Source organism: Chromatiales bacterium (assembly GCA_020445605.1).
Taxonomy (GTDB): Bacteria; Pseudomonadota; Gammaproteobacteria; order JAGRGH01; family JAGRGH01; genus JAGRGH01.
Genome location: JAGRGH010000063.1, coordinates 1 through 20,266, shown reverse-complemented (window position 1 = coordinate 20,266; position 20,266 = coordinate 1). Strand labels below are relative to the sequence as shown.

19 protein-coding genes and 1 tRNA gene are annotated in these 20,266 nt (G+C 64.1%); 16 read left to right on the top strand and 4 right to left on the bottom strand.

The features are described from left to right. The first annotated feature begins 26 nt into the window (after positions 1 to 26). Genes arsS through KDG50_15445 form a run of 3 tightly spaced genes read left to right on the top strand, consistent with a single transcriptional unit; the run spans position 27 to position 2,354 of the window. Positions 27 to 989: an arsenosugar biosynthesis radical SAM protein ArsS gene (arsS, locus tag KDG50_15455; GenBank protein MCB1866813.1), complete on the top strand. Its 963-nt coding sequence runs from the start codon at positions 27 to 29 to the stop codon at positions 987 to 989. Next, positions 982 to 1,755: a glycosyltransferase family 2 protein gene (locus tag KDG50_15450; GenBank protein MCB1866812.1), complete on the top strand. Its 774-nt coding sequence runs from the start codon at positions 982 to 984 to the stop codon at positions 1,753 to 1,755. Before arsS ends, KDG50_15450 begins: the two co-directional genes overlap by 8 nt. After that, positions 1,728 to 2,354 (top strand): TIGR04282 family arsenosugar biosynthesis glycosyltransferase, encoded by a 627-nt coding sequence (locus KDG50_15445; GenBank protein MCB1866811.1) that lies wholly within the window; start codon positions 1,728 to 1,730, stop codon positions 2,352 to 2,354. Before KDG50_15450 ends, KDG50_15445 begins: the two co-directional genes overlap by 28 nt. Before the next feature lie 138 nt (positions 2,355 to 2,492). On the opposite strand, the gene ccsA is transcribed toward KDG50_15445, so the two are convergent. Beyond that, positions 2,493 to 3,305, bottom strand: a complete 813-nt coding sequence (gene ccsA / locus KDG50_15440) for a cytochrome c biogenesis protein CcsA (protein ID MCB1866810.1) — start codon at positions 3,303 to 3,305, stop codon at positions 2,493 to 2,495. An 82-nt stretch (positions 3,306 to 3,387) separates the two neighbouring features. Between ccsA and ffh the strand changes: the two genes are divergently transcribed. The 4 genes from ffh to KDG50_15420 all read left to right on the top strand — a co-directional run bounded on the left by ffh (position 3,388) and on the right by KDG50_15420 (position 7,422). Beyond that, entirely contained in the window at positions 3,388 to 4,755 is a 1,368-nt protein-coding gene (gene ffh, locus KDG50_15435) for a signal recognition particle protein (protein MCB1866809.1), read from the top strand. Between the two features lie 91 nt (positions 4,756 to 4,846). After that, positions 4,847 to 4,923, top strand: a tRNA-Met gene (locus tag KDG50_15430). 215 nt (positions 4,924 to 5,138) lie between these two features. Continuing rightward, positions 5,139 to 6,440: an ammonium transporter gene (locus tag KDG50_15425; protein MCB1866808.1), complete on the top strand. Its 1,302-nt coding sequence runs from the start codon at positions 5,139 to 5,141 to the stop codon at positions 6,438 to 6,440. Positions 6,441 to 6,987: 547 nt separating this feature from the next. After that, entirely contained in the window at positions 6,988 to 7,422 is a 435-nt protein-coding gene (locus KDG50_15420; GenBank protein ID MCB1866807.1) for an acyloxyacyl hydrolase, read from the top strand. A gap of 27 nt (positions 7,423 to 7,449) precedes the next feature. Here the strand turns inward: KDG50_15420 and KDG50_15415 are convergent, their stop codons facing one another. Then, positions 7,450 to 9,111, bottom strand: coding sequence for a cation:proton antiporter (locus KDG50_15415; protein MCB1866806.1), 1,662 nt, complete (start codon positions 9,109 to 9,111; stop codon positions 7,450 to 7,452). Between the two features lie 104 nt (positions 9,112 to 9,215). On the opposite strand from KDG50_15415, the gene KDG50_15410 reads away from it, so the two are divergent. Next, complete coding sequence (locus tag KDG50_15410) at positions 9,216 to 10,067, top strand: GNAT family N-acetyltransferase (protein MCB1866805.1); 852 nt, start codon at positions 9,216 to 9,218, stop codon at positions 10,065 to 10,067. Here the strand turns inward: KDG50_15410 and KDG50_15405 are convergent. Then, on the bottom strand, positions 10,045 to 11,136 hold the full coding sequence (locus KDG50_15405; protein MCB1866804.1) for a TIGR00730 family Rossman fold protein: 1,092 nt from the start codon (positions 11,134 to 11,136) through the stop codon (positions 10,045 to 10,047). The genes KDG50_15410 and KDG50_15405 overlap by 23 nt on opposite strands. Positions 11,137 to 11,487: 351 nt before the next feature. Between KDG50_15405 and KDG50_15400 the strand changes: the two genes are divergently transcribed. The 5 genes from KDG50_15400 (at position 11,488) to KDG50_15380 (ending at position 17,188) form a co-directional block, all read left to right on the top strand. Then, a complete protein-coding gene (locus tag KDG50_15400) occupies positions 11,488 to 14,106 on the top strand; it encodes a hypothetical protein (GenBank protein ID MCB1866803.1) in 2,619 nt (872 codons plus the stop codon). A gap of 131 nt (positions 14,107 to 14,237) precedes the next feature. Further along, positions 14,238 to 15,299, top strand: a complete 1,062-nt coding sequence (locus KDG50_15395; GenBank protein MCB1866802.1) for a glycosyltransferase family 2 protein — start codon at positions 14,238 to 14,240, stop codon at positions 15,297 to 15,299. A gap of 328 nt (positions 15,300 to 15,627) precedes the next feature. Then, positions 15,628 to 16,017 (top strand): YkgJ family cysteine cluster protein, encoded by a 390-nt coding sequence (locus KDG50_15390; protein ID MCB1866801.1) that lies wholly within the window; start codon positions 15,628 to 15,630, stop codon positions 16,015 to 16,017. An 87-nt stretch (positions 16,018 to 16,104) separates the two neighbouring features. Beyond that, positions 16,105 to 16,539, top strand: a complete 435-nt coding sequence (locus tag KDG50_15385; GenBank protein MCB1866800.1) for a cupin domain-containing protein — start codon at positions 16,105 to 16,107, stop codon at positions 16,537 to 16,539. Between the two features lie 190 nt (positions 16,540 to 16,729). Next, on the top strand, positions 16,730 to 17,188 hold the full coding sequence (locus KDG50_15380) for a cytochrome C (protein MCB1866799.1): 459 nt from the start codon (positions 16,730 to 16,732) through the stop codon (positions 17,186 to 17,188). Between the two features lie 193 nt (positions 17,189 to 17,381). On the opposite strand, the gene KDG50_15375 is transcribed toward KDG50_15380, so the two are convergent. After that, positions 17,382 to 18,410, bottom strand: coding sequence for an integron integrase (locus KDG50_15375; protein ID MCB1866798.1), 1,029 nt, complete (start codon positions 18,408 to 18,410; stop codon positions 17,382 to 17,384). Between the two features lie 265 nt (positions 18,411 to 18,675). On the opposite strand from KDG50_15375, the gene KDG50_15370 reads away from it, so the two are divergent. From KDG50_15370 to KDG50_15360, 3 genes are all read left to right on the top strand, one after another. Beyond that, a complete protein-coding gene (locus KDG50_15370; GenBank protein MCB1866797.1) occupies positions 18,676 to 19,005 on the top strand; it encodes a hypothetical protein in 330 nt (109 codons plus the stop codon). Positions 19,006 to 19,117: 112 nt separating this feature from the next. Next, positions 19,118 to 19,606, top strand: coding sequence for a DUF4472 domain-containing protein (locus KDG50_15365; protein ID MCB1866796.1), 489 nt, complete (start codon positions 19,118 to 19,120; stop codon positions 19,604 to 19,606). Positions 19,607 to 19,610: 4 nt separating this feature from the next. Continuing rightward, positions 19,611 to 19,958, top strand: a complete 348-nt coding sequence (locus KDG50_15360) for a hypothetical protein (GenBank protein ID MCB1866795.1) — start codon at positions 19,611 to 19,613, stop codon at positions 19,956 to 19,958. The last annotated feature ends 308 nt before the right edge of the window (positions 19,959 to 20,266 follow it).

Here is a 20,266-nt window from a genome sequence, read left to right as displayed (position 1 = left end):
CGCGGAAACCCCCGCTTCGGCAAACCATGCACGACGTCCGCCCTCGACTGTTCCCGACCCGCTTTGCGCCGCTCGCGCGCGAGCGCATCGACACCCTGCAGGTCAACCTCAGCTATCGCTGCAACCAGCAGTGCGTGCACTGCCACGTCAACGCCGGGCCGAAGCGCACGGAGGCCATGGACAACGCCACGGTCGGGCAGGTCCTCGCGGTGCTGGAACGGCGTGGCATCGCGACGCTCGACCTGACGGGCGGCGCCCCGGAACTGCATCCGCGTTTTCGCGATCTGGTGCGCCACGCGCGCGAGCGCGGTGTCCACGTCATCGACCGCTGCAACCTGACCGTGCTGGAGGAGCCGGACCAGACCGACACGGCAGAGTTTCTGGCGCACCACCGGGTCGAGATCATCGCCTCGCTGCCCTGTTATCTCGAGGACAACGTTGATCGCCAGCGCGGCAAGGGCGTGTTCGAAAAGAGCCTGCGCGTACTGCGGCACCTGAACGAACTCGGCTATGCAGACGAGACATCCGGTCTGTACCTCAATCTCGTCTACAACCCGCAAGGGCCGGTCCTGCCGCCGCCGCAATGCGGGCTCGAAAGCGATTACAAGCGCGAACTGGATGCGCGCTACGGCATCCGCTTCAATCGTCTGTACTCGCTGGCGAACATGCCGATCGCACGCTTCGGCAGCACGCTGATTTCCAAGGGCGTGTTCGATGAATATCTCGGTCTGCTGCGCGCGGCGCACCGCGACGAGAACCGGGCCGGCGTCATGTGCCGGAACCTGGTGAGTGTCGACTGGCGCGGCCGTCTGTACGACTGCGACTTCAACCAGATGCTCGACCTGCCGCTGGCTCGCGATGGTCGTGCACGCAGCCTGGCCGACCTTCTCGATGACGATCTGGCCGGTGCGCCGATCGCGGTCGCTGAACACTGTTTCGGTTGCACGGCCGGGCAGGGATCGAGCTGTGGCGGCGCGCTGGATGGCTGAGTCGCGCGGTGCGTTCATCGTGCCGGCGCTCGATGAAGGCGCGGCAATTGCCGGGTGTCTTCAGGCGCTTGCAGCGGCGCGTGCGCGCGGCTGCGAAGTGATCGTCGTCGACGGCGGCAGCACCGACGCCACGATTGAACGCGCGCGGCCGCTGGCCGATCGCGTGACGTCGGCGCCGCGTGGGCGGGCCGCGCAGATGAATGCCGGCGCCGCGCTGACCCGCGCGGACTGGCTGTGTTTCGTGCATGCCGATACGCGCGTTCCGGACGATGTCGATTTGCGCATTGCCGCGGCGCTTGCTCCGGAGGAGAGCGGTGCGCAGTGCGCACCCTACGCAAACGATGACGGTGCGCGGTGCGCACCCTACGAGTGGTTCGGCTGGGGGCGTTTCGATGTGCGTTTCGACATCGCCGGGCCGCTGCTGCGCATGGTCGCGGGCGCGATGAACCTGCGTTCGCGACTGTCCGGCATCGCCACCGGCGATCAGGCGCTGTTCGTGACCCGCGCGCTGTTCGAGCGCGTGGGTGGTTTTGCACCGATCGGGCTCATGGAGGATGTCGAACTGTCCCGTGCACTGAAACGCCATGTGCGTCCGCAGTGCCTGCGTGCGCGCGTGACGACCTCCAGCCGGCGCTGGCGGCGCAACGGCGTTGCGCGCACGGTCTGGAAGATGTGGCGGCTGCGGGCACGCCACGCGCTGGGTGCCGATCCCGCGCGCCTGGCCGCGGAGTACGGGCCGTGTCCGTCGCCAGACAGCGAGTCCTGATCTTCGCGCGCGTCCCGCGGCCGGGGCGCGTAAAGACCCGGTTGATCGACTGCCTGGGCGAACAGGGCGCGGCGGAGCTCTACGGCCGGTTGCTCTCGCGCACGCTGCGCGTCGCGCTGGAGGCGGATCTGGCGCCGGTCGAATGCCTTGTGGACGGTGACCCGGATGCACCGTGGTTCGATCCGTGGCGCGCAACGCCGGGGCTCAGCTTCGCGCCTCAGGCCCGCGGTGATCTGGGCGAGCGCATGCATGTGGCATTCGAGGACGCATTCAAACGTGCAGACCGTGTCGTGCTGATCGGCAGCGATTGTCCGGTGCTGGAGCCCGCGCACCTCGCGCGCGCGTTCGAGATTCTGGAACTTGGCCACCGCGCCGTGCTCGGCCCGGCCGAGGACGGCGGTTATGTGCTGATTGGCCTGCGTGCGCCCGAACCGACGCTGTTCGAGGGCATTCAGTGGGGCGGCGCGGATGTCTACGCGCAGACCGTTGCGCGGCTCGATGCGCTGGGGCGCGGCTGGGCCGCGCTGGATCCGCTATGGGATGTCGATCGGCCGCAGGATGTCGCGCGCTTGCGCGCACTCGGCGGTGAATGGAGTTAGCGAGACTCTGAACCGGTCAGGGTTGCACGCGCTCGGGGAAGTGCCGCCATTTTCAAGTGCGTACGCGCATTGAAAATGCAGAAAACGAAAAGCCGCGCTTTTTCGTTTTCGTTGCCCTGGCAGGCCTGGATGGCTTGATCAGGGCTTGTTTAGAATCAGTTCCAGCACCAGCTTGCTGCCGAAATACGCCAGCATCAGCACCACGAATCCGGCGACGGTCCAGCGCAAGGCAGTGCGTCCGCGCCAGCCGCGCAGCACGCGTCCGGCGAGCAGCGCGCCAAATACGATCCACGCCGTGATCGACAGCACCGTCTTGTGTACCAGGTGTTGTGCGAACAGGTTCTCGACGAACACGAAGCCCGTTGCCAGCGAAACGGTCAACAGCGCGAATCCGACGCCGATGATCTGGAACAGCAGGCTTTCCATGGTTTCGATCGGCGGCAGCGCACCGAGCAGGCCGGTCACGCGATGGCGATGCAGGCGGCGGTCCTGCACCGCGAGCAGCACCGCCTGGATCGTCGCGATGGTCAGCGTCGCGTAGGCGAGGATCGAAATCAGCACATGCGCCTTGAGCCCGATTGGGGCGGCACGCAGAACGACCTGATCGCTGGGCGCGACGAGGTCGAAGCCGAGCGCCAGTGCGGCCAGCGGGAGCACGAAAAGCCCCAGGTTCTCGACCGGCCGGGCCAGCGCGGCGAGCAGCAGCAGGGCGACGCCGAACCAGGCGATCAGCGACAGCGCGTTGAAAAACCCCAGATGCAGGCCGTCCGCGGCCGGGATGGTCGCGCCGAGCACGATGGCGTGCAGCACGGCCGCGCCGAACCCGATGCCGAGCAGGCGGGTGCGCGAATACAGCGCCGAGCCGTTGATGCTGAAGATGTTCTGCGTAAGCAGGACGCCGCCGGCCGCGTACAGGGCGATCGCAAACAGGGCGGTCAGGGTCAGGGCCATGGTCTGGTGTGGGCGGTGCGGCAGTGGGCGTTCGAGGCTTCAGTATACTATCGGCCCGCTTCCGCTCCGCCCGCCAAACCCGATGTTCGCCAGTCTTTCCGATCGCCTGGGTCGGGTCCTGCAGACCGTTCGCGGCCAGGCCCGACTGACCGAAGACAACATTCGCGACACTGCGCGTGAAATTCGCCGTGCGCTGCTCGAGGCCGACGTCGCGTTGCCCGTCGTGCGCGAATTCACCGAGCAGGTCACCACGCGCGCGCTGGGCCAGGAGGTCGCGCGGTCGCTGACGCCGGGCCAGGTGCTCGTGAAGATCGTGCATGACGAACTCGTGCGCGCGATGGGCGAGGCGGCCGAGCCGATCAACCTGAATATCGTGCCGCCGGCCGTGATCCTGATGGCCGGCCTGCAGGGGTCCGGCAAGACCACCACGGCCGCAAAGCTTGCGCGCCACCTGATCGAGCGCAGCCGCAAGAAGGTCGCCGTGGTGAGCTGCGATGTCTACCGACCGGCGGCCATCGACCAGCTCAAGACGCTGGCCGGCCAGGTCGGCGCGATCTTCCTGCCGAGTACGACCAGCGAGAAGCCCGAGGCCATCGCCCGCGAGGCGCGCGCCCAGGCGGCGCGCCTGCATGTCGACGTGCTGATCGTCGACACCGCCGGTCGCCTGCACATCGACGAAGAGATGATGCAGGAGATCCGTCGCATCCACACGGTGGCAAACCCCGCCGAAACCCTGTTCGTCGTCGACGCGATGCAGGGCCAGGACGCGGCCAACACCGCGCGCGCGTTCGACGAAGCGCTGGCGCTGACGGGCGTGGTGCTGACCAAGGCCGACGGCGATGCGCGCGGCGGCGCGGCGCTGTCGGTGCGCCACATCACGGGCAAGCCGATCAAGTTCATCGGCGTCGGCGAGAAGACCGAGGCGCTGGAGGTCTTTCATCCGGACCGTCTCGCCTCGCGCATCCTCGGCATGGGCGACGTGCTGTCGCTGGTCGAGGAGGTGCAGCACAAGGTCGACCAGGACAAGGCGCAGAAACTCGCGCAGAAGCTCGCCAAGGGCAAGGGCTTCGACCTCGAGGACTTTCGCGATCAGCTCCAGCAGATGACCAAGCTCGGCGGGCTCGGCTCGCTGATGGACAAGCTGCCCGGCATGGGGCAGATTCCGCAGGGCGTGCGCGAGAAGGTCAACGACCGCGAACTGGTGCGCAACATCGCGATCATCAACTCCATGACGCCTGGCGAGCGGCGCCGACCGGAAATCGTCAAGGGTGGGCGCAAGCAGCGCATCGCCCAGGGTTCCGGCACGCAGATCCAGGAAGTGAACCGCCTGATCAAGCAGTTCACGCAGATGCAGAAGATGATGAAAAAGGCCGGCAAGGGCGGCATGAAGAATCTGCTGCGCGGGATGCAGGGCCGCCTGCCGCCGGGCATGCCGCCGTTTCGGCCCTGAACGGCTCTGGTCGGCGTGCTTTGATGGCACCCCCCCCCAATGCGTTCCGCTTGCCCCGTTTGCCCGCCGTGCGATACCTTTAGCCGGCTTTGGCTATGTAGCTCAGCTGGTTAGAGCGCAGCACTCATAATGCTGATGTCGGTGGTTCGAATCCACCCATAGCCACCATAAAATCAATCAGTTGGGGGTATGCCGTGGGTGGCTGCGGCGCACACGTGCCGGTCCGTCGCGGGCAGCGTCCAGGGCGTCGAAACATCGTTCGCCACGACCGAAAATCCGCGCGGCAAGGACCACAACCAGAACTGCCGGCACTCCCTCGCGTTTCACTCCCGCACCGGCGCGGACGCATGGTTCCGGCGGTGCCCACTACCGGAGCAATCGAGATGACCACACGCATGCGCGCGCTCGCTGTCCTGGCCGCACTGTTCCCGGCGCTGGCCCGCGGGGCGGATGCCACGCTGGATGGCGGCAACACGGCCTGGATTCTGACCTCCACGGCCCTGGTCCTGTTCATGACCATCCCGGGCCTGTCGCTGTTCTATGCCGGCCTGGTGCGCGCGAAGAACGTGCTGTCGGTGTTGATGCAGTGCTTTGCCATCACCTGCCTCGCGTCGATCCTGTGGCTGGCCTACGCCTACAGTCTGGCGTTTTCCGAGGGCAATGCGTTCATCGGCGGGCTGGAAAAGGCGTTCTTCGCCGGCATGGACAAGTCCAGCCTGAGCGGCTCGATCCCCGAGAGCGTGTTCGCGATGTTCCAGCTGACGTTTGCGATCATCACCCCGGCGCTGATCGTCGGCGGCTTCGCCGAACGCATGCGGTTCTCGGCGATGCTGATCTTTTCGACCCTGTGGATCACGGTCGTCTATGCACCGATCACCCACTGGGTCTGGGGCGGTGGCTGGCTCGGCTCGATGGGGCTGTATGACTTCGCCGGCGGCACCGTCGTGCACATCACCGCCGGTGTCGGTGCACTGGTGGCGGCCGTCGTCATGGGGCCGCGCAGCGGCTTCCCCGAGACTGCGATGCCGCCGCACAACCTGACCATGACCGTGACCGGCGCCGGCATGCTGTGGGTCGGCTGGTTCGGCTTCAACGCGGGTTCGGCGTTGGCCGCGAACGGTGATGCCGGCATGGCCATGCTCGTCACGCACATTTCGGCCGCCGCCGGCTCGCTGGCGTGGATGACCGCGGAATGGATCAAGTTCGGCAAGCCCAGCGTGCTGGGTATCGTCACGGGCATGGTCGCGGGGCTGGGCACCATCACGCCGGCGTCGGGTTTTGTCGGGCCTGCCGGTGCGCTGGTGATCGGCATCACCGCCGGCTTCGTCTGCTTCAGCGCGACGCAGTTCATCAAGCGCGTGCTGAAGATCGACGATTCACTCGACGTCTTCCCGGTGCATGGCGTCGGCGGCATCCTCGGCACGCTGGCCGCCGGCGTGTTTGCCTCGACCGGGCTTGGCATCTTCAGCGGCTTTGGCTTCAACGAAGGCGCCGGCATCACGACCATGGGCGGGCAGGTCTGGGTCCAGCTCGTCGGCATTGGCGCGACGCTTACCTACACGGCGGTCGCGACCTTCATCATCCTGAAAATCTGCGACATGCTCGTCGGCCTGCGCGTGTCCCGCGATCAGGAGACCGAGGGGCTCGATCTGGTCCTGCACGAGGAGCGCGGTTACACACTCTGATTCGCCGATATTTTCGCCAGCCGCACCGGCGTGCGCGCAGAGGCATGCCGGTTGTGACACAGGGACGTGTCGCTGCCCTGGCAATCCTTCGACGGATGGATCAGCGCTTCCCTTGAGCTGAAGCCGGCACTTGCCGGTGCGCTTTGCTAGGGCCTGTTCTCACTGCGCTTGGCGCAGCGTTGCTGCCCCAAAATACGTCAGGCAAGGCGCGAGGAGAGCGGTTTAGCGTACCTAAATGAACGACGAGCAACGCAGCATGACGGATTTTGGGGCGCAACCCCGCGGGACGGGGCCGTTCCCGTGTCCAACCGCGTTGCTGTTCGCTGATGTACGTCAAGTACACTGCGCTCACAGCGCCTTGTTGGCCACAACAACGGCCACCGTCGCTGCGTCACGCGTAGTGTGAACAGGCCCTAGGCTGCCGGCCGAGGGTCAACAGTCTGGGGGCACGATGAATCCGCTAAGAATTCGCTCGCGCGCGATGTCCGCATGCGGCGCTTTGGCACTTCTCGTTAGCGCGGCCGGGGCTCATGCCTCCGATCGCGTCATGTATCTGGGCGCCGGCTGGGACGACGTCAACGACAAGACCGGCAGTCCGGCCGTCGCCCTGATGGCGGGCGTGGCCGGAGAGGGCTGGCGTCCGTTCGACGATGGTTCGGGCTCGATCGGCGCGCGCTTTCGCATCCGCCCGCAACTGACCGCCGAGGCGACCTTCGACGGTGACGTGTTCGTCGGCGCGGGGCTGGCGTTTCAGCTGCCGGTCGGTTCGCGCAGCTTTGTCGAGGCGAGCTTCCAGCCCGGCGTGCAGTATCTGGAGAGCGACGTCTTCGCACCGCAGTTCCGCTCGGCGATCGGCATCGGGTTTGATCTGGACTCGACCACCACGCTGGCGCTGATCGGCAATCACAAGTCCAACGCCAAGCTCGGTCAGGACGACTCGTCCAGCGAAACCATTCTGCTGCGGGTCGGCTGGCGCTACTGATCCAAGGCTTCTTTCTGCCCGCCGCCGTCAGCGATAGCCGTTCGCGTGCAGCACTTCCACGATGCGCTCGCCCGTGATGCGTCCCGGCACCAGCACCTGGTTCGCCCCGGCCGTGAGCAGTTCGTCGTGGTCGGTCTGTTCCTCGCCGGTCATCACCAGCGTGGCGTTGGGTGCGAGCCGGCGTAGCTGGCTCGCGAGCGCGCGGGTGTTCGTGCCGCGCAGGAAGGTATCCGAGATGGTCGTGATGATGACCTTTGCCTCGGCGATGCCGAGATGCTCCAGTGCATCCGGGTGCGCGAGGTCTGCATAGGCCCAGCGGAAGCCGCGCGCCTGAATTGCCCTTCCCGAGCGCGTGTCCGCGCTCACGACCGTGACCTTGTCCTTGAGCTGCGGGGCATCCTTCTCGATGATGTCGAGCACGGCCTCGGCAATGCGGAAGTGTCCGAGCAGAACGACCTCGCGCCGCGGCCCTTCGGCGTGCGTCGACGGTGGCGCGTCCTCGTCATCGGGCACGCCGTCACCAACCACCGGGCGCAGCAGCCAGCGGGCGATCGCATCGTTGCCGTTGATGATGTAGGGAGAAATCAGCGAGGTCAGGATCATCGCCATGAGGATCAGTGACGCGGTCTCCTCGGAGACGTGTCCGAATGCCGCGCCCAGCGAGACGATCACCAGCGAGAACTCGCTGAGCTGCGCAAGGTTCAGACCCGTGACCATGGACGGCTGCCATTCGTTGCCGAGCATGCGCGCCACCGGCACGACCGCGATCAGGCGGCTCAGCATGACGAAACCGGCGATCAGCGCCGCAGTGCTGATCAGGTCTGCGTTCGGCACCGGAATCTTCATGCCCAGCGCCACGAAGAACAGCGTGACGAAGAAGTCGCGTACGCCGGAGACCTTCGAAATGACGTCCGCCGCATACGGAAACGTCGCGATACTGAGGCCGGCAATCAGGGCGCCCATCTCGCGCGACAGGCCCAGGTATTCGGCTGAACCGGACACCGCGAAGCACCAGCCGATGACCGACACCAGCACGAGTTCCGGCCACGAGGCCGTGGCATCCAGCAGAGGGCCAAGCACATAGCGGCTCACCGCGAACGCCGCGACCACCAGCAGCAGGCCGCTGCCGATGGACTTGGCGATCTGCAGCACGCCGGGGTCGGCGAGGTTCGGCTGCAATGCGAGGAACAGGATCGCCCAGACGTCCTGCATGACCAGCACGCCCAGCGTGAGCTTGCCGGCCAGGAGCTTCAGTTCGTACTTGTCGCGCAGGAGCTTGACGACGATCAGCGTCGAACTCAGCGAGGTGACGACGGCGAGGTACAGCAGGTCGAACTGGCCGCCGCCCCAGGCGAAGCCGAGCAGCGCGAAGAAGCCGAGCCCCAGCCCGACGTTGACGGCGAACTGGCCGACCGCGAGCCCGAACATGGTCTTGCCCAGGCGCTTGAGTTCGCGCAGATCGATCTCGAGCCCGATGATGAACAGGAGCAGGATCAGGCCGATCTCGGAGATCAGTTCGATGCTTTCCTCGCTGTGGACCAGCCCCAGGCCCAGGTTCGGGCCGAGCAGGATGCCGGCGGCGATGTAGCCGAGCAGCAGGGGCTGGCGGATGCGCTGGGCGATGTGCGCCAGCGCGGCGGCGAAGATGATGCCCAGCGCGATGTCGCGCAGCAGGGTAAATTCGTGCATGGAGATTCTTGTGTTCGTGTGCGGCGGGCAGATTATCGTCGCGTGCGACGCGCGGGTACAGGGCCAGGGCCGCGTAGCGGACCCATCCACTGCACGGGGGCATTATGAACACAACATCCGACTATCAGATCAGCACCGCCTCGCGCGCCGAGGTCGACATCGCCGTGGACTGGGCTGCGGCCGAGGGCTGGAACCCCGGTCTGGGCGACGCCGAAGCGTATTACCGGGCCGACCCGTCCGGGTTTCTGATCGGGCGTCTGCACGGCGAACCGGTCGCGACCATCTCCGCGGTTCGCTATGGCGACTTCGGTTTCATGGGCTTTTACATCGTCAGGCCCGCCGAGCGCGGTCGCGGGTTGGGGATCGCCATCTGGAACGCGGCGCTGCGCCATCTGGAGGGCTGCACGGTCGGCCTGGACGGGGTCGTGGCGCAGCAGGACAACTACCGCAAGTCCGGCTTCGCGCTCGCGTTCAACAACGCTCGATACGAGGGGCAGGCCGAGGCCGATCTCGCGCCGGACCCGAACGTGATCGAGCTGTCCACGCTACCCGTAGGAGCGGTCATGGAATACGACCGGGCGTTTTTTCCGGCCGAGCGCCGTGCGTTCCTGCGCCACTGGATCACCCAGCCCGGCGCCGTCGCGCTCGGCCTGCGTGCGGGCGACTCGCTGGCCGGCTATGGCGTGATCCGCCCGTGCCGCACCGGCTCCAAGATCGGGCCGCTGTATGCCGACCGCCCGGGCGGCGCCGATGCGCTGTTCCGCGCGCTCGCGGCACGCGTGCCGGCGGGTTCGGCGATCTATCTGGATGTGCCCGAGGTCAACCGGGCGGCCGTTTCGCTGGCCGAGTCCCACGGCATGCGGCCGGTGTTTCAGACCGCGCGCATGTACGCGGGCGCCGAACCGCCGCTCCCGCGCGAGCGGATGTTTGGCATCACCTCGTTTGAAGTGGGTTAGTCGTGCAATGCGCCGCCAGCGCGCCGTTGTTCAGCTCGGCGATGAGTTCGCGCAGCCGGCCGTAGCCGCGGCGGTCGAACTCGAACGCCAGCCGTGACATGGACAGCAGTTCGGGTTCGTCCTGCTCTTCCTCATGCGGGCCGGCCTGCACGATTGCGCCGCGCTTGATGATGTCGGCGAACTCCCGGTTCAGCGCCTCGATCTTCTCCGGTTCCAGCGGCTGCGCGATGCGCAACCGCAGTTCATTGTCGATCCAGCGCATGGAGTGGTAGTTCGAATAGAACCGGCAGATCAGCGCGATCGCGCTTTCGGCATCGTGCGCGATGCGATACAGCGAGGTGTCGGACTTCGAGATGTAGCCGCCGTCACGCATGCGGCCCTCCACGAACCTCAACCAGTCGTCCCAGTAGCCGCTGTGGTCGTGATCGATCAGCACGATCGGCACGATCGGCGTCTTGCCCGTCTGCATCAGGGTCAGCGCCTCGAACAGTTCGTCGGCCGTGCCGAAGCCGCCGGGCAGGACGATGATCGCGTCCGATTCCTTGATGAAGAACAGCTTGCGCGTGAAGAAAAACCGGAACGCCATCAGCCCCGGACGATCGGCCATGACGCGGTTCGGTTCCTGTTCGAAAGGCAGGGTGATGTTGAAGCCGAGGCTGTCGTCGGGGCCAGCCCCCTCGTTGGCGGCCTGCATCGCGCCGGCGCCCGCGCCGGTGATGACCATGAAGCCTTCCTGCGCAAGCCGCCGGCCGATCTCGGTCGCGAGCGTGTAATCGGGCTCGCCCGGCTGCGTGCGCGCGGAGCCGAACACCGAACACTTGCGCCGGCGCTCGAAGCGGCGCAGCCAGCCAAACCCGTTGACCATTTCGGAGAGCGCGGCGGTGGCGATCTTCGCGTCCCAGCGCGTCGCGTTCTCGGCGATCAGCTGCACGGCGGAGCGCAGCAGTTCGCGATACAGATCGAAGTTCTCCGACGACCCGCCGCCGGCGAGTTCGATCAGCGCATCGATCTGCTGCGGGATGTGTGGATCGCGCGTGCGTACGTGGCGTTCGAGCAGGTTTTCGGTCATCGACGTGACACCCGTCTGGCTGGGGTTGCAGCGCAAAGCGTATGAAAGCGTACCGCGGACGTCCAGCCCATGGACGGATCACGGTCGTCATGGAGTGCGTGTGCGCCGAACGCGACACAGTGGTGACTCGCGCACGAGTCGAATTTTCTTAAGCACACCAAGTTTGTCACATATTCACAAAAACCTGTGAATTGTGTGGATTGGTTCATGAATTAAGGTTGCGCGTCTGTTCAGCCTGTGTCCGCAGAGGCGTCGACCCGCGCGGTGCGACGTGGCATGGGTATGCACGGGTACAGGAGAGACAGCATGGTCAAGAATCACCAAAAATCAAAGCGTGTTCTGATTTCGGGCATGATCGCGTCGGTGCTTTCGCTGGCCGCGGCCGGCGTTGCGTACGGCGATGACGATCTGCGTATCCGCAGTGCGCAATGGCGCGCGGACGAGGCGCGGCTGAGCGTGCGTGTGCGTGCCGAGGAGGGTGATCGGCTGACGGTCGTCAACGCCGCAGATCACGATCAGGTGCTCGGTTCGCGACGCCTGCGCGATGAGGAATGGACGCTGCGAGTCTCCGACCCGAGCCCGGTGCCGTGTCGCGTGCGCGTCGAGCGCAGCGGTGGCGGCAGCGTGGAACGCGATGTCGAAAACGCGCCGTCGAACTGCGGGCCTACCGCGGGCGGCGGTTCGTCCGGCAGCTCCGGCGGTGGTTCGAGCAGCAGTTCGAGCAGCTCCGGAGGCAGTTCAGGCTCCGGCTCAAGCAGCTCCAGCGGCGGTTCCAGCACCAGTTCGGGTGGCAGTTCGAGCAGCAGTTCCAGCGGTGGCGGCACCGGCACGTTCCCGCCGCCGCCAGACGGACCGCTGCGCGTGCTCGGCGCGAATGACCTGGGCATGCACTGCACCGACAAGGACTTCCAGATTTTCAGCATCCTGCCGCCGTTCAATAGCGTGCATGCGCAGGTGATCGAGCGTGGCAGCAGCAGTGCTCTGCCGCGCATCGTCACCGGCGCCGAGATCGACGTGTACTACACGGCGACGACCAATCCGCTGGATCCCGTCGGCATGGGTTCCATCAACACGACCGGCGCGAATGCACCGCCGGATGTGTTCAAAACCAACTTCTGGGATGTCGCCGGCGGTTCCACGCTGGGCGGTCTGGCCTATCGGAGCCTGTATCCGGGGCAGGACAAACTCGGGCTCTGCGACCCGACGGCCGGTCCGTGTCCGAGCGTGCTGGACCTGTTCGAGCCGATTGCGCTCGATCTGGGTCTGCCGGTACCGGACCCGGTTGAATTGCCGGCACTCGCACCTTCGCAGCAGGCTCATGTCAGCGCCATCTCACACGATCCGTTCACGACCGATCCGTACAACGCGAACGTGCCGCAGGTGTTCGATCGCTTCGACGCAAACCTGCCGTTCTTCGCGGGCTTTCCGTTCGGCGCCGTGCTGTCGGATGTCAACTGGTTCGCCGCCGACGGCATTCCGTTGCTGCCGGTGGATGACAGCGGGCGTGAGAACGCGTATCCGATGATGCGCATCGACGCGGTCGCCAAGGGTGTGGATGCGTCCAGCACAGGTGCGTCGCTGGCCTCGCTGGATATCGTTCTGCCGGTCGCATCGGAAGCCGACTGTCAGAACTGCCACGCGGACACGGCCGATGCCGGCAACGGCGCGGCGACGAACTTCGCGAGCACGTCGTTCGTGATCGCACGCGTGTCCGATGCGCCGGGGCCGGAGCCCCTGCAGAATGCCGCGAAGCTGAACATCCTGCGGCTGCACGATGCCAAGAACGGTGCTGCATACACCTCCAGCGTCGACGGAGCGCCGACCCCGTGCAATACGGGCGCCGAGCCTTCATGCCTTGCGAACCGCACGCCCGTGCAGTGTTCGCAGTGTCATTACTCGCCGGCACTGGATCTTGCGCAGGTCGGCCCGGTCGACGAGCCGGAACAGGGTGAGGGCGGTCGTCAGCAGACTCGGCACATCTCGATGTCGCGCGCGATGCATGGTCACCACGGCCAGTTCGGCGATCTGTTTCCGGAGATGCCGCCGCCGAACGACCCGCAGCGCATGGAGAACGGTCTGACGGCGATCAACGACTTCGTGGAGTCCGTGCTGGAGGAGACCTGCTACCAGTGCCATCCGGGCAAGCGCACGCAGTGTCTGCGCGGCGCGATGTTCGCCGGCGGGCTGGTCTGTCAGGACTGCCACGGCAACATGCAGCAGGTCGGAGACGACTTCACGGGCGGTTTCCCGCTGCTGGCCGGTGCAGACCTCACCAAGCGCGTGCCCTGGGCGCATGAACCGAAGTGCCAGTCGTGCCATACCGGTGATGCGATGTCGAACCTCGTCGGCACACCGCACACGATCGCGGCCGCCGACGGCATCCGACTCGCGCAGGCGTTTCTCAGCAACGACCTGGCCGCAACGCCGATTGAAGCGGCGGCTTCGCGATTCGCCGAGAACGCGAGCCTGTATCGCCTGAGCAGCGGTCACGGCGGGGTCATGTGCGAGGGCTGTCATGGTTCCACGCATGCCATCTGGCCGGTCAACGGCCCGAACGGCGCCGCGGTGGGTTCGCTCGCGAACGACAACGTCGCGGCGCTCGACTTGCAGGGCCATACCGGCACGCTCATCGAGTGCACGACCTGTCACGAGCCGACCTCCACGGGGCTGCCGCTGAACCTCAAGGGACCGCATGGCATGCATCCGATCGCGGATTTCAACGGCCCGGATCAGCGCTGGAACGACAAGCACAAGGAGGTTCTGGAAAAGCAGGGGCCGGCCGCGTGCCAGGGTTGCCACGGACAGAACGGCGAGGGCACGGTGCTGTCGCGCACTGCCACCAATCGTCGTCTCGAGTGCAAGGAGAAGAGCGGTTCGCTGTGCGGCAGCGGCGCGAAGTACATCGACGTGCCGAAGGGTACGCAGATCGGCTGCGCCCAGTGCCACGAGAACGAGCTGTTTCATGACTGACAGTTGGTGAACCGGTTCGCCAGGGATGGCGATCGAACGGGGCGGGGCACGGAGCCTCGCGCCGTCTGCACGCGACGCCGTAACGCCGAACCGGTCGCGGGGTGCCGGAGTTTCCGGCTACCCTAGGCGTCATGTCCAATCCCCTCGAGCCGCCGGTCGATGCCCAGCAGGCGGCGGATCGTTCGAGCCCCGCGGGCGAGCGTGAAAGCCCGGCGTCGCGAACCGGCAGCGCGCCGGTCGTCTCGGTCATCGTCCCGGTGCACAACGCCGGTGTGCTGCTCAACGACGCACTGAATTCCATCTTCGCGCAGCGCGATGCGCCGGCGTTCGAGGTGATCGTCGTCGATGATCGAAGCGACGATCCCGCCACGCTCGGCGTGTTATCGGACCTCGCGGACGCGCGCGTTCGGGTGATCCAGAGTGATCAACGGCCGGGCCCCGCAGGGGCGCGCAATGCCGGTATCGCGCAGGCCCGCGGCGAGTGGCTGGCGTTTCTGGATGCCGATGACCGCTGGCCGCAGGCCTCGCTGGCCCAGCGCTTCCAGGTTGCACAGGGGTTCGACGGCGTGCGCTGGATTGCAGGGCGTCATGCGGACTGGGATGCGCTAAACGATACTCTGACCGAGCCCGAGAACCCGCTGCGCAACCGTATCGGCAGCCGGCGTAATTCCGCGACCGGCACGCGCATCCAGGACCCGGAACTCGAACTCGGCGGGCCGCCGTTCCTGCGCCTCGGTGCGATGCTGATCCACCGCGATGCGCTGGCGAAGGCCGGCGGCTTCGATACCCGGTTTCGTTACGGCGAGGACTGGCTGCTGTGGCTGAAGCTCGCCCTCGGCGAAAAGCTCGTCTATCAGGATGCCATCTCGCTGCACCTGCGCCGGCATGCCGGGTCGATGACCGCCGGTCTGCGCGGTCTCGATCAGGGCTGGCGCGTGACGCTGCACGCGCTGGCACAGCCCGGGTTTCGCATGATCCGCCCGCGGCTGCGCTGGACGCTCGCGCGTCAGTTCGCCAACGCCGCGAACGGCTTTCGCGACCACGGCCACTGGTTCAGGGCGCTGGGCTACGCCATTCGCGCGGTGCTGGTGGTGCCGAATTCCCGCGAACACTGGCGACGCATCGGCGCGATGTTTCTGCCGCGGCGGGGCCGGCAAAAGGGCAGAACCGAGCCCACTGTCCGGCGGCATTGACGCGCAATTCGGCACGCGCGTAGTGTGAGCAGCACGCGGGTCCGGTGGCCGGGCCACACCCGTTTCGATCTTTCCGGCATTCCCTGTCTAACGCTGCGGCGATGGTGCGCGACCGTGCCTGACGTCGTTCCAACCTCCAGGAATCATCTGCGCGACAGCAGCGTGCGTCTGCGGTGGCGGCGTCTGCGCTGCGCGTTGCGTGCGCGGCCCGCGCCCTGCCTGATCCAGAACAAATAGCCCGATTCCTCGCTTGTGGCCCGGTTCCGGGAACCGGACCGCCCGGCGCGGCCACCCGCCGCTGATCGCAGTGTGAATCGAGTGTTGTTCCATGAATTTTCTGCCCCCGACCCCAAGCCAGGTCTGTCAGTCCTGCGGCGCGTGCTGCGCGCACTTTCGCGCCTCGTTTCACTGGCTGGAAACCCGTGCGGCTCCAGGCGGTACGGTTCCGGAACACCTGACCGAACCCGTCACCCCGCATCTGGTGGCCATGCGGGGCACGAACGGCAGGACGCCGCGATGCATCGCCCTAGAGGGCACGATCGGCGAACGGGTGGCCTGCGGCATCTATGCGGACCGCGCGAGCCCGTGTCGTGACTTCAAGGTCGCCTGGGAAGACGGCGTGCCGAACCCGCGCTGCGACCAGGCACGCGCCGCACGCGGGATGGCGCCGGTTGCACCCGGTACGTTCGACGACATCGTGCCGCCGCGCGCGGCATAGCCTCTTTCTTGAATCCCTGGAAACCCCAGGGTGGCTCGGTGGGCGATCGTGGCGGCCCGTTTCTGCCACGTGGCTGGGAGAACGATCATGAAAAAGTCGATCCTTGTTCCGGTTGCCCTGGTCTGTTTCCTTGGCGCGGCACATGCCGAAACGCCGTCGCAGGGAAAACCTCAGGCCGCTGGCGTGCTGGGACAAAAGCAGCAACGCACGATACTGTCGAAGACTGATCTGCAAACCGCGCCCGGATACGAGGCCATCGTGCTGACCGTGGACGGCGCGCCTGGGCTGGTCGGCAAGAAGCACTTTCATCCGGGTGATGAGTTCATCTACCTGGCCGATGGCACGCTGACCCTGGATATCGCCGGCAGAGGCAAGGTCACGCTGCACAAGGGCGAGACCGTGCACCTTCCAGGCGGGGTGGTGCATCAGGCGGTCAATCCGAGCAAGGACATGCCGTTCAAGGCCGTCACGTTCGGCATCTTCGAAAAGGGCAAGCCCGACACGACGATCGTGACCGACTGATCCAGGGTCGTTTCGCAGGCGCAATGCCGCAAGGGCATTGCGCGGCATGGTTGTGACAACGCGGCGGTCGATGATTGTCGCCGAGCGTGCTGAACGGCCGGCATGCCGATGAAAGCGATGATTCAGGTCATGACCGGGGTTCTTGTGACGAACCAGAATCGCACTTGCAAACCCTGAAACGGAGGGGATCATGAACATCGGCTCTCGCTCATTCACCGTGACTTTGATTGCGTTACTGGCCACCTCTGCCAGCGCCACCGAGACCACCTATCGAGGCGACATTCGACCGTTGTGGCAGCAGAAATGCGCTGCCTGCCACGACGCGCAATCGCCTTACCTGGGGGAATTCAAGGCCGACAAGGAACAGTTCAAAAAGGCGATGAAGGGCCCGCGCATGGACACTTATGCCGACCTGATCTTTTACGTCGGCTGGCCGGATACCGGAGCCATCATGCGCCGGCTGGATGACGGCCAGACCAAAGGTGATGGCAAACCCGGCAACATGTACCAGTATCTGGGCAGCGATGAGCAAGAGCGCAAGCTCAATCTCGGTCTGTTCAAGGCCTGGGTTGGCGAAGGCGCCTGGACGCTGAAGCGGTCGAGGGAAATCACCACCGAAGAACTCGCCAGGATCAAGGTTCCGTACTAGGGCCTGTTCACACTACGCGTGGCGCCTCCGGTGGTCGGCCCGGCGGCAGCTTACCGGTCGCCCAGCGCACCGCGCCGGACGCCCTGTTCTTGTCGTCGTCCCAAACCCGTGCTAGGTTCCCTTCCCGGGGACAGGCAGAAACATTTGCCACACGGGAGCGACGCCTGTGGATCAGGCCGGGGGCACAGGACAATCAGGGCCAGAACCGCGTCGCGCCATTCGGCCGGCCACCCGCTTGCGTGCCTGCGGGGCTCGCCATAGACCCCATCGAATCCAACGGGCTGCGCACCGCATTTCCACCCCGGCCAAGCACCTGCGTGTAGATCTGCGTGGTCTTCAGGTCCGCGTGGCCGAGTTGTTCCTGCACCGTGCGGATATCCGCCCCTCGCTCCAGCAGATGCGTCGCAAAGCTGTGGCGCAGCGTGTGGCAGGTGGCTCGCTTCTGAATGTGGGCGGCAAGGGCCGCACGGCGCACGGCCCGCTGCATCGTTTTCGAATACAGATGATGACGCCGGACGATGCCACTGCGGGCGTCGCGCGCAAGGTTCTGAGCCGGAAATACGAACTGCCAGCCCCACGAAACACCGGCGCTCGGGTATTTGCGATCCAGCGCATTGGGCAGATATACGCCCGCGACGCCGGCCGATCGGTCCTCATTGACCAGCCGACGGGCTGCCGCGAGCTGTTCGTTCAGGGGCGCGATCAGGCGATCCGCGAGCGTGGTGACACGGTCCTTGCCGCCCTTGCCGTCGCGAACAATGATCGCGCGATGTTCGAAATCGATGTCCTTGACTCGCAGCCTCAGGCATTCCATCAACCGCAGGCCCGAGCCATACATGAGGCTCGCTGCAAGCCGCTGAGCGCCCGAAAGCTGCGCCAGCAGTGCGTTAACCTCCTCGGGGTTGAGCACGACCGGAATCCGCGCGAATTTCGTAGCCCGACTGGCCTGAATGCCCTCGATCGGCCGACCGATGACATGCCGGTACAGGAACACCAGTGCGCACAGGGCCAGGTTCTGGGTGCTCGGGGAAACGTTGCGGCGAACGGCCAGGTCGGTCAAAAAAGCCGTAACCTCCGGCTCGGCCATCTCCCGCGGGTGACGCATGCCGTGAAACCGGATGAAGCGGCGAAACCAATGCAGGTAAGTTTGTTCAGTGCGATAGCTGAACCCGCGAAACCGCGCGGCGGCGCGGACCGAATCCATGAACGGGGAGGCTCCCATGCCAATCTCCTGAGTACTGTATGTATAGACAGTATGTCGGGGTGTCCTTTTTGTCAAGGTGGGTTAGGGAGCAAAGTGTCCATAAGTACGCCAGACGAGGTCGTTGCCGATGGCGCCGCCAGCCGGACTAAAGATTTAAAAACAGTGGGTTATGCGGCATACTTGCAAGGCGGCACCCGCTGCCGCGGAATGCTTATGGACACCCGTGCCCGGAATGCTTATGGACACTTTGTCTTCTAATAACTGTTAGAGCGAAATAGCAATCATGGAAATATGGACGCAGATCAATGAGGCAGCGGATGTTGCCGAAATTGAGAAAAGATATAAGGAATTAGTGGCTAAGAGCGATGAAGAGCTAAACGATTTACCGCCTGAATCAACAGAAGCGATTGTTGGTGACTCTAGAGGCTCAAGGGTTTCGGTATACAAAGTCATGAATAAAGCTGAGGGAATGGATGTAATCTTACAAATGTACATTCCAGGAAGGAACTTTCTTCTTGTCAAAATTGCCAGTGTGGCTGCCGTTGGTTTTCGTGTCCTACCAAATGGCGAGAAGAGCGAACTACCTAAGGATATTCTCTATGAGTATATGTAATGCTCTAACAATTTGTTCAAGTCGTTCGCTTCGCTCACTGGGACGCTCCGCCGCGATGCGGCTCCGCGCCCCTTAACAACGCGTTATACGCAAAGACTTGGAGGAAGTGCTAATGGACAACGTTGGGCGCTCAGTTCTTATTGGTGTCGTGGCATTGAGCATGTGCTCATGTTCGACTTATCGATCAATAGGCGTTTCGGAGGAGAGAAGCAACAGAAACGAACGGGCAATCGAAGCAATAACCAATAATATGTTTGCCCTGGAAAATGAAAAGCTCCGACTTGAAAATAGAATTCTTCAACTCCAAGTAGAAGGAAAGGCAAACACCTCGGAGATGAAAGCAGTAAAACAGCAATACTACAGCCTGACGAAACAACATAAGCTTTTGCAAGAAGAAGTAAGGAGCATCGATACAACCGTAAAGCGTCACGAAAGACAATTGATCGAGCACGATCAAAAGATAAACGATTTAGATAAGCGCCAGACGCGATACGAGAGAATATTGGATTTAAAAAATCAGGAATGGCAATCGATTTCCCAGGAGACAAAGCAAATGATCGACGAATTGAATGCGGATCAGGACAAGAAAGAAAAGGAATAAGACAATGGAAGGGAAATTTAACATCACTGCTGTTCCGATTACCATTGTGTCTTTAGTTTTCGGTTTCATCAATTATCACTTGGAGAACAGAATCTCTGCATTCGAAAACACCGTTGAGCAACACACAATAAACATAAGCGAAGCAATTAGAGAGCAACAACATCTCAAGAATCGAATGGACGGATTTGATATCAAATTCAGAGAAATATACAAAGGAGCCGAATCCTCAGAGTATGAAGAATATCTGGCCATGAAAACGGAGGTAAAAAAAATAAAGCTGATTTTGGCAGATCAATACCAAAAACTTGAGTTGCTAAACAGAACGATAGATCAAATGAGGTCTTTTGATTGAAATTTGTTTATAACAAGCGACCATACAAGGCGGTCAAGTCGCTCGCAAGCTCGCTCGGACGTTCAGCACTCCGCGCCTGCTCGGGCATGGTTTCGCCATTTTTCCCCGAGCAGTCGCTCCATGCTGAACGCCGCTTACCTTGGCATTGAGGCTGTCGGAAAACCCCGGTACTGGTGAAATCGGCCATAAAAATCAGCGATTCGAGGGGCGGGCGGATGGCCAGATACAAGGATTACGACTACGGGCAGATGAAGATGATCCCGGTGTCGTTCGATCAGCAGATTCTCCCGGGTAGTTTCGAGTATTCG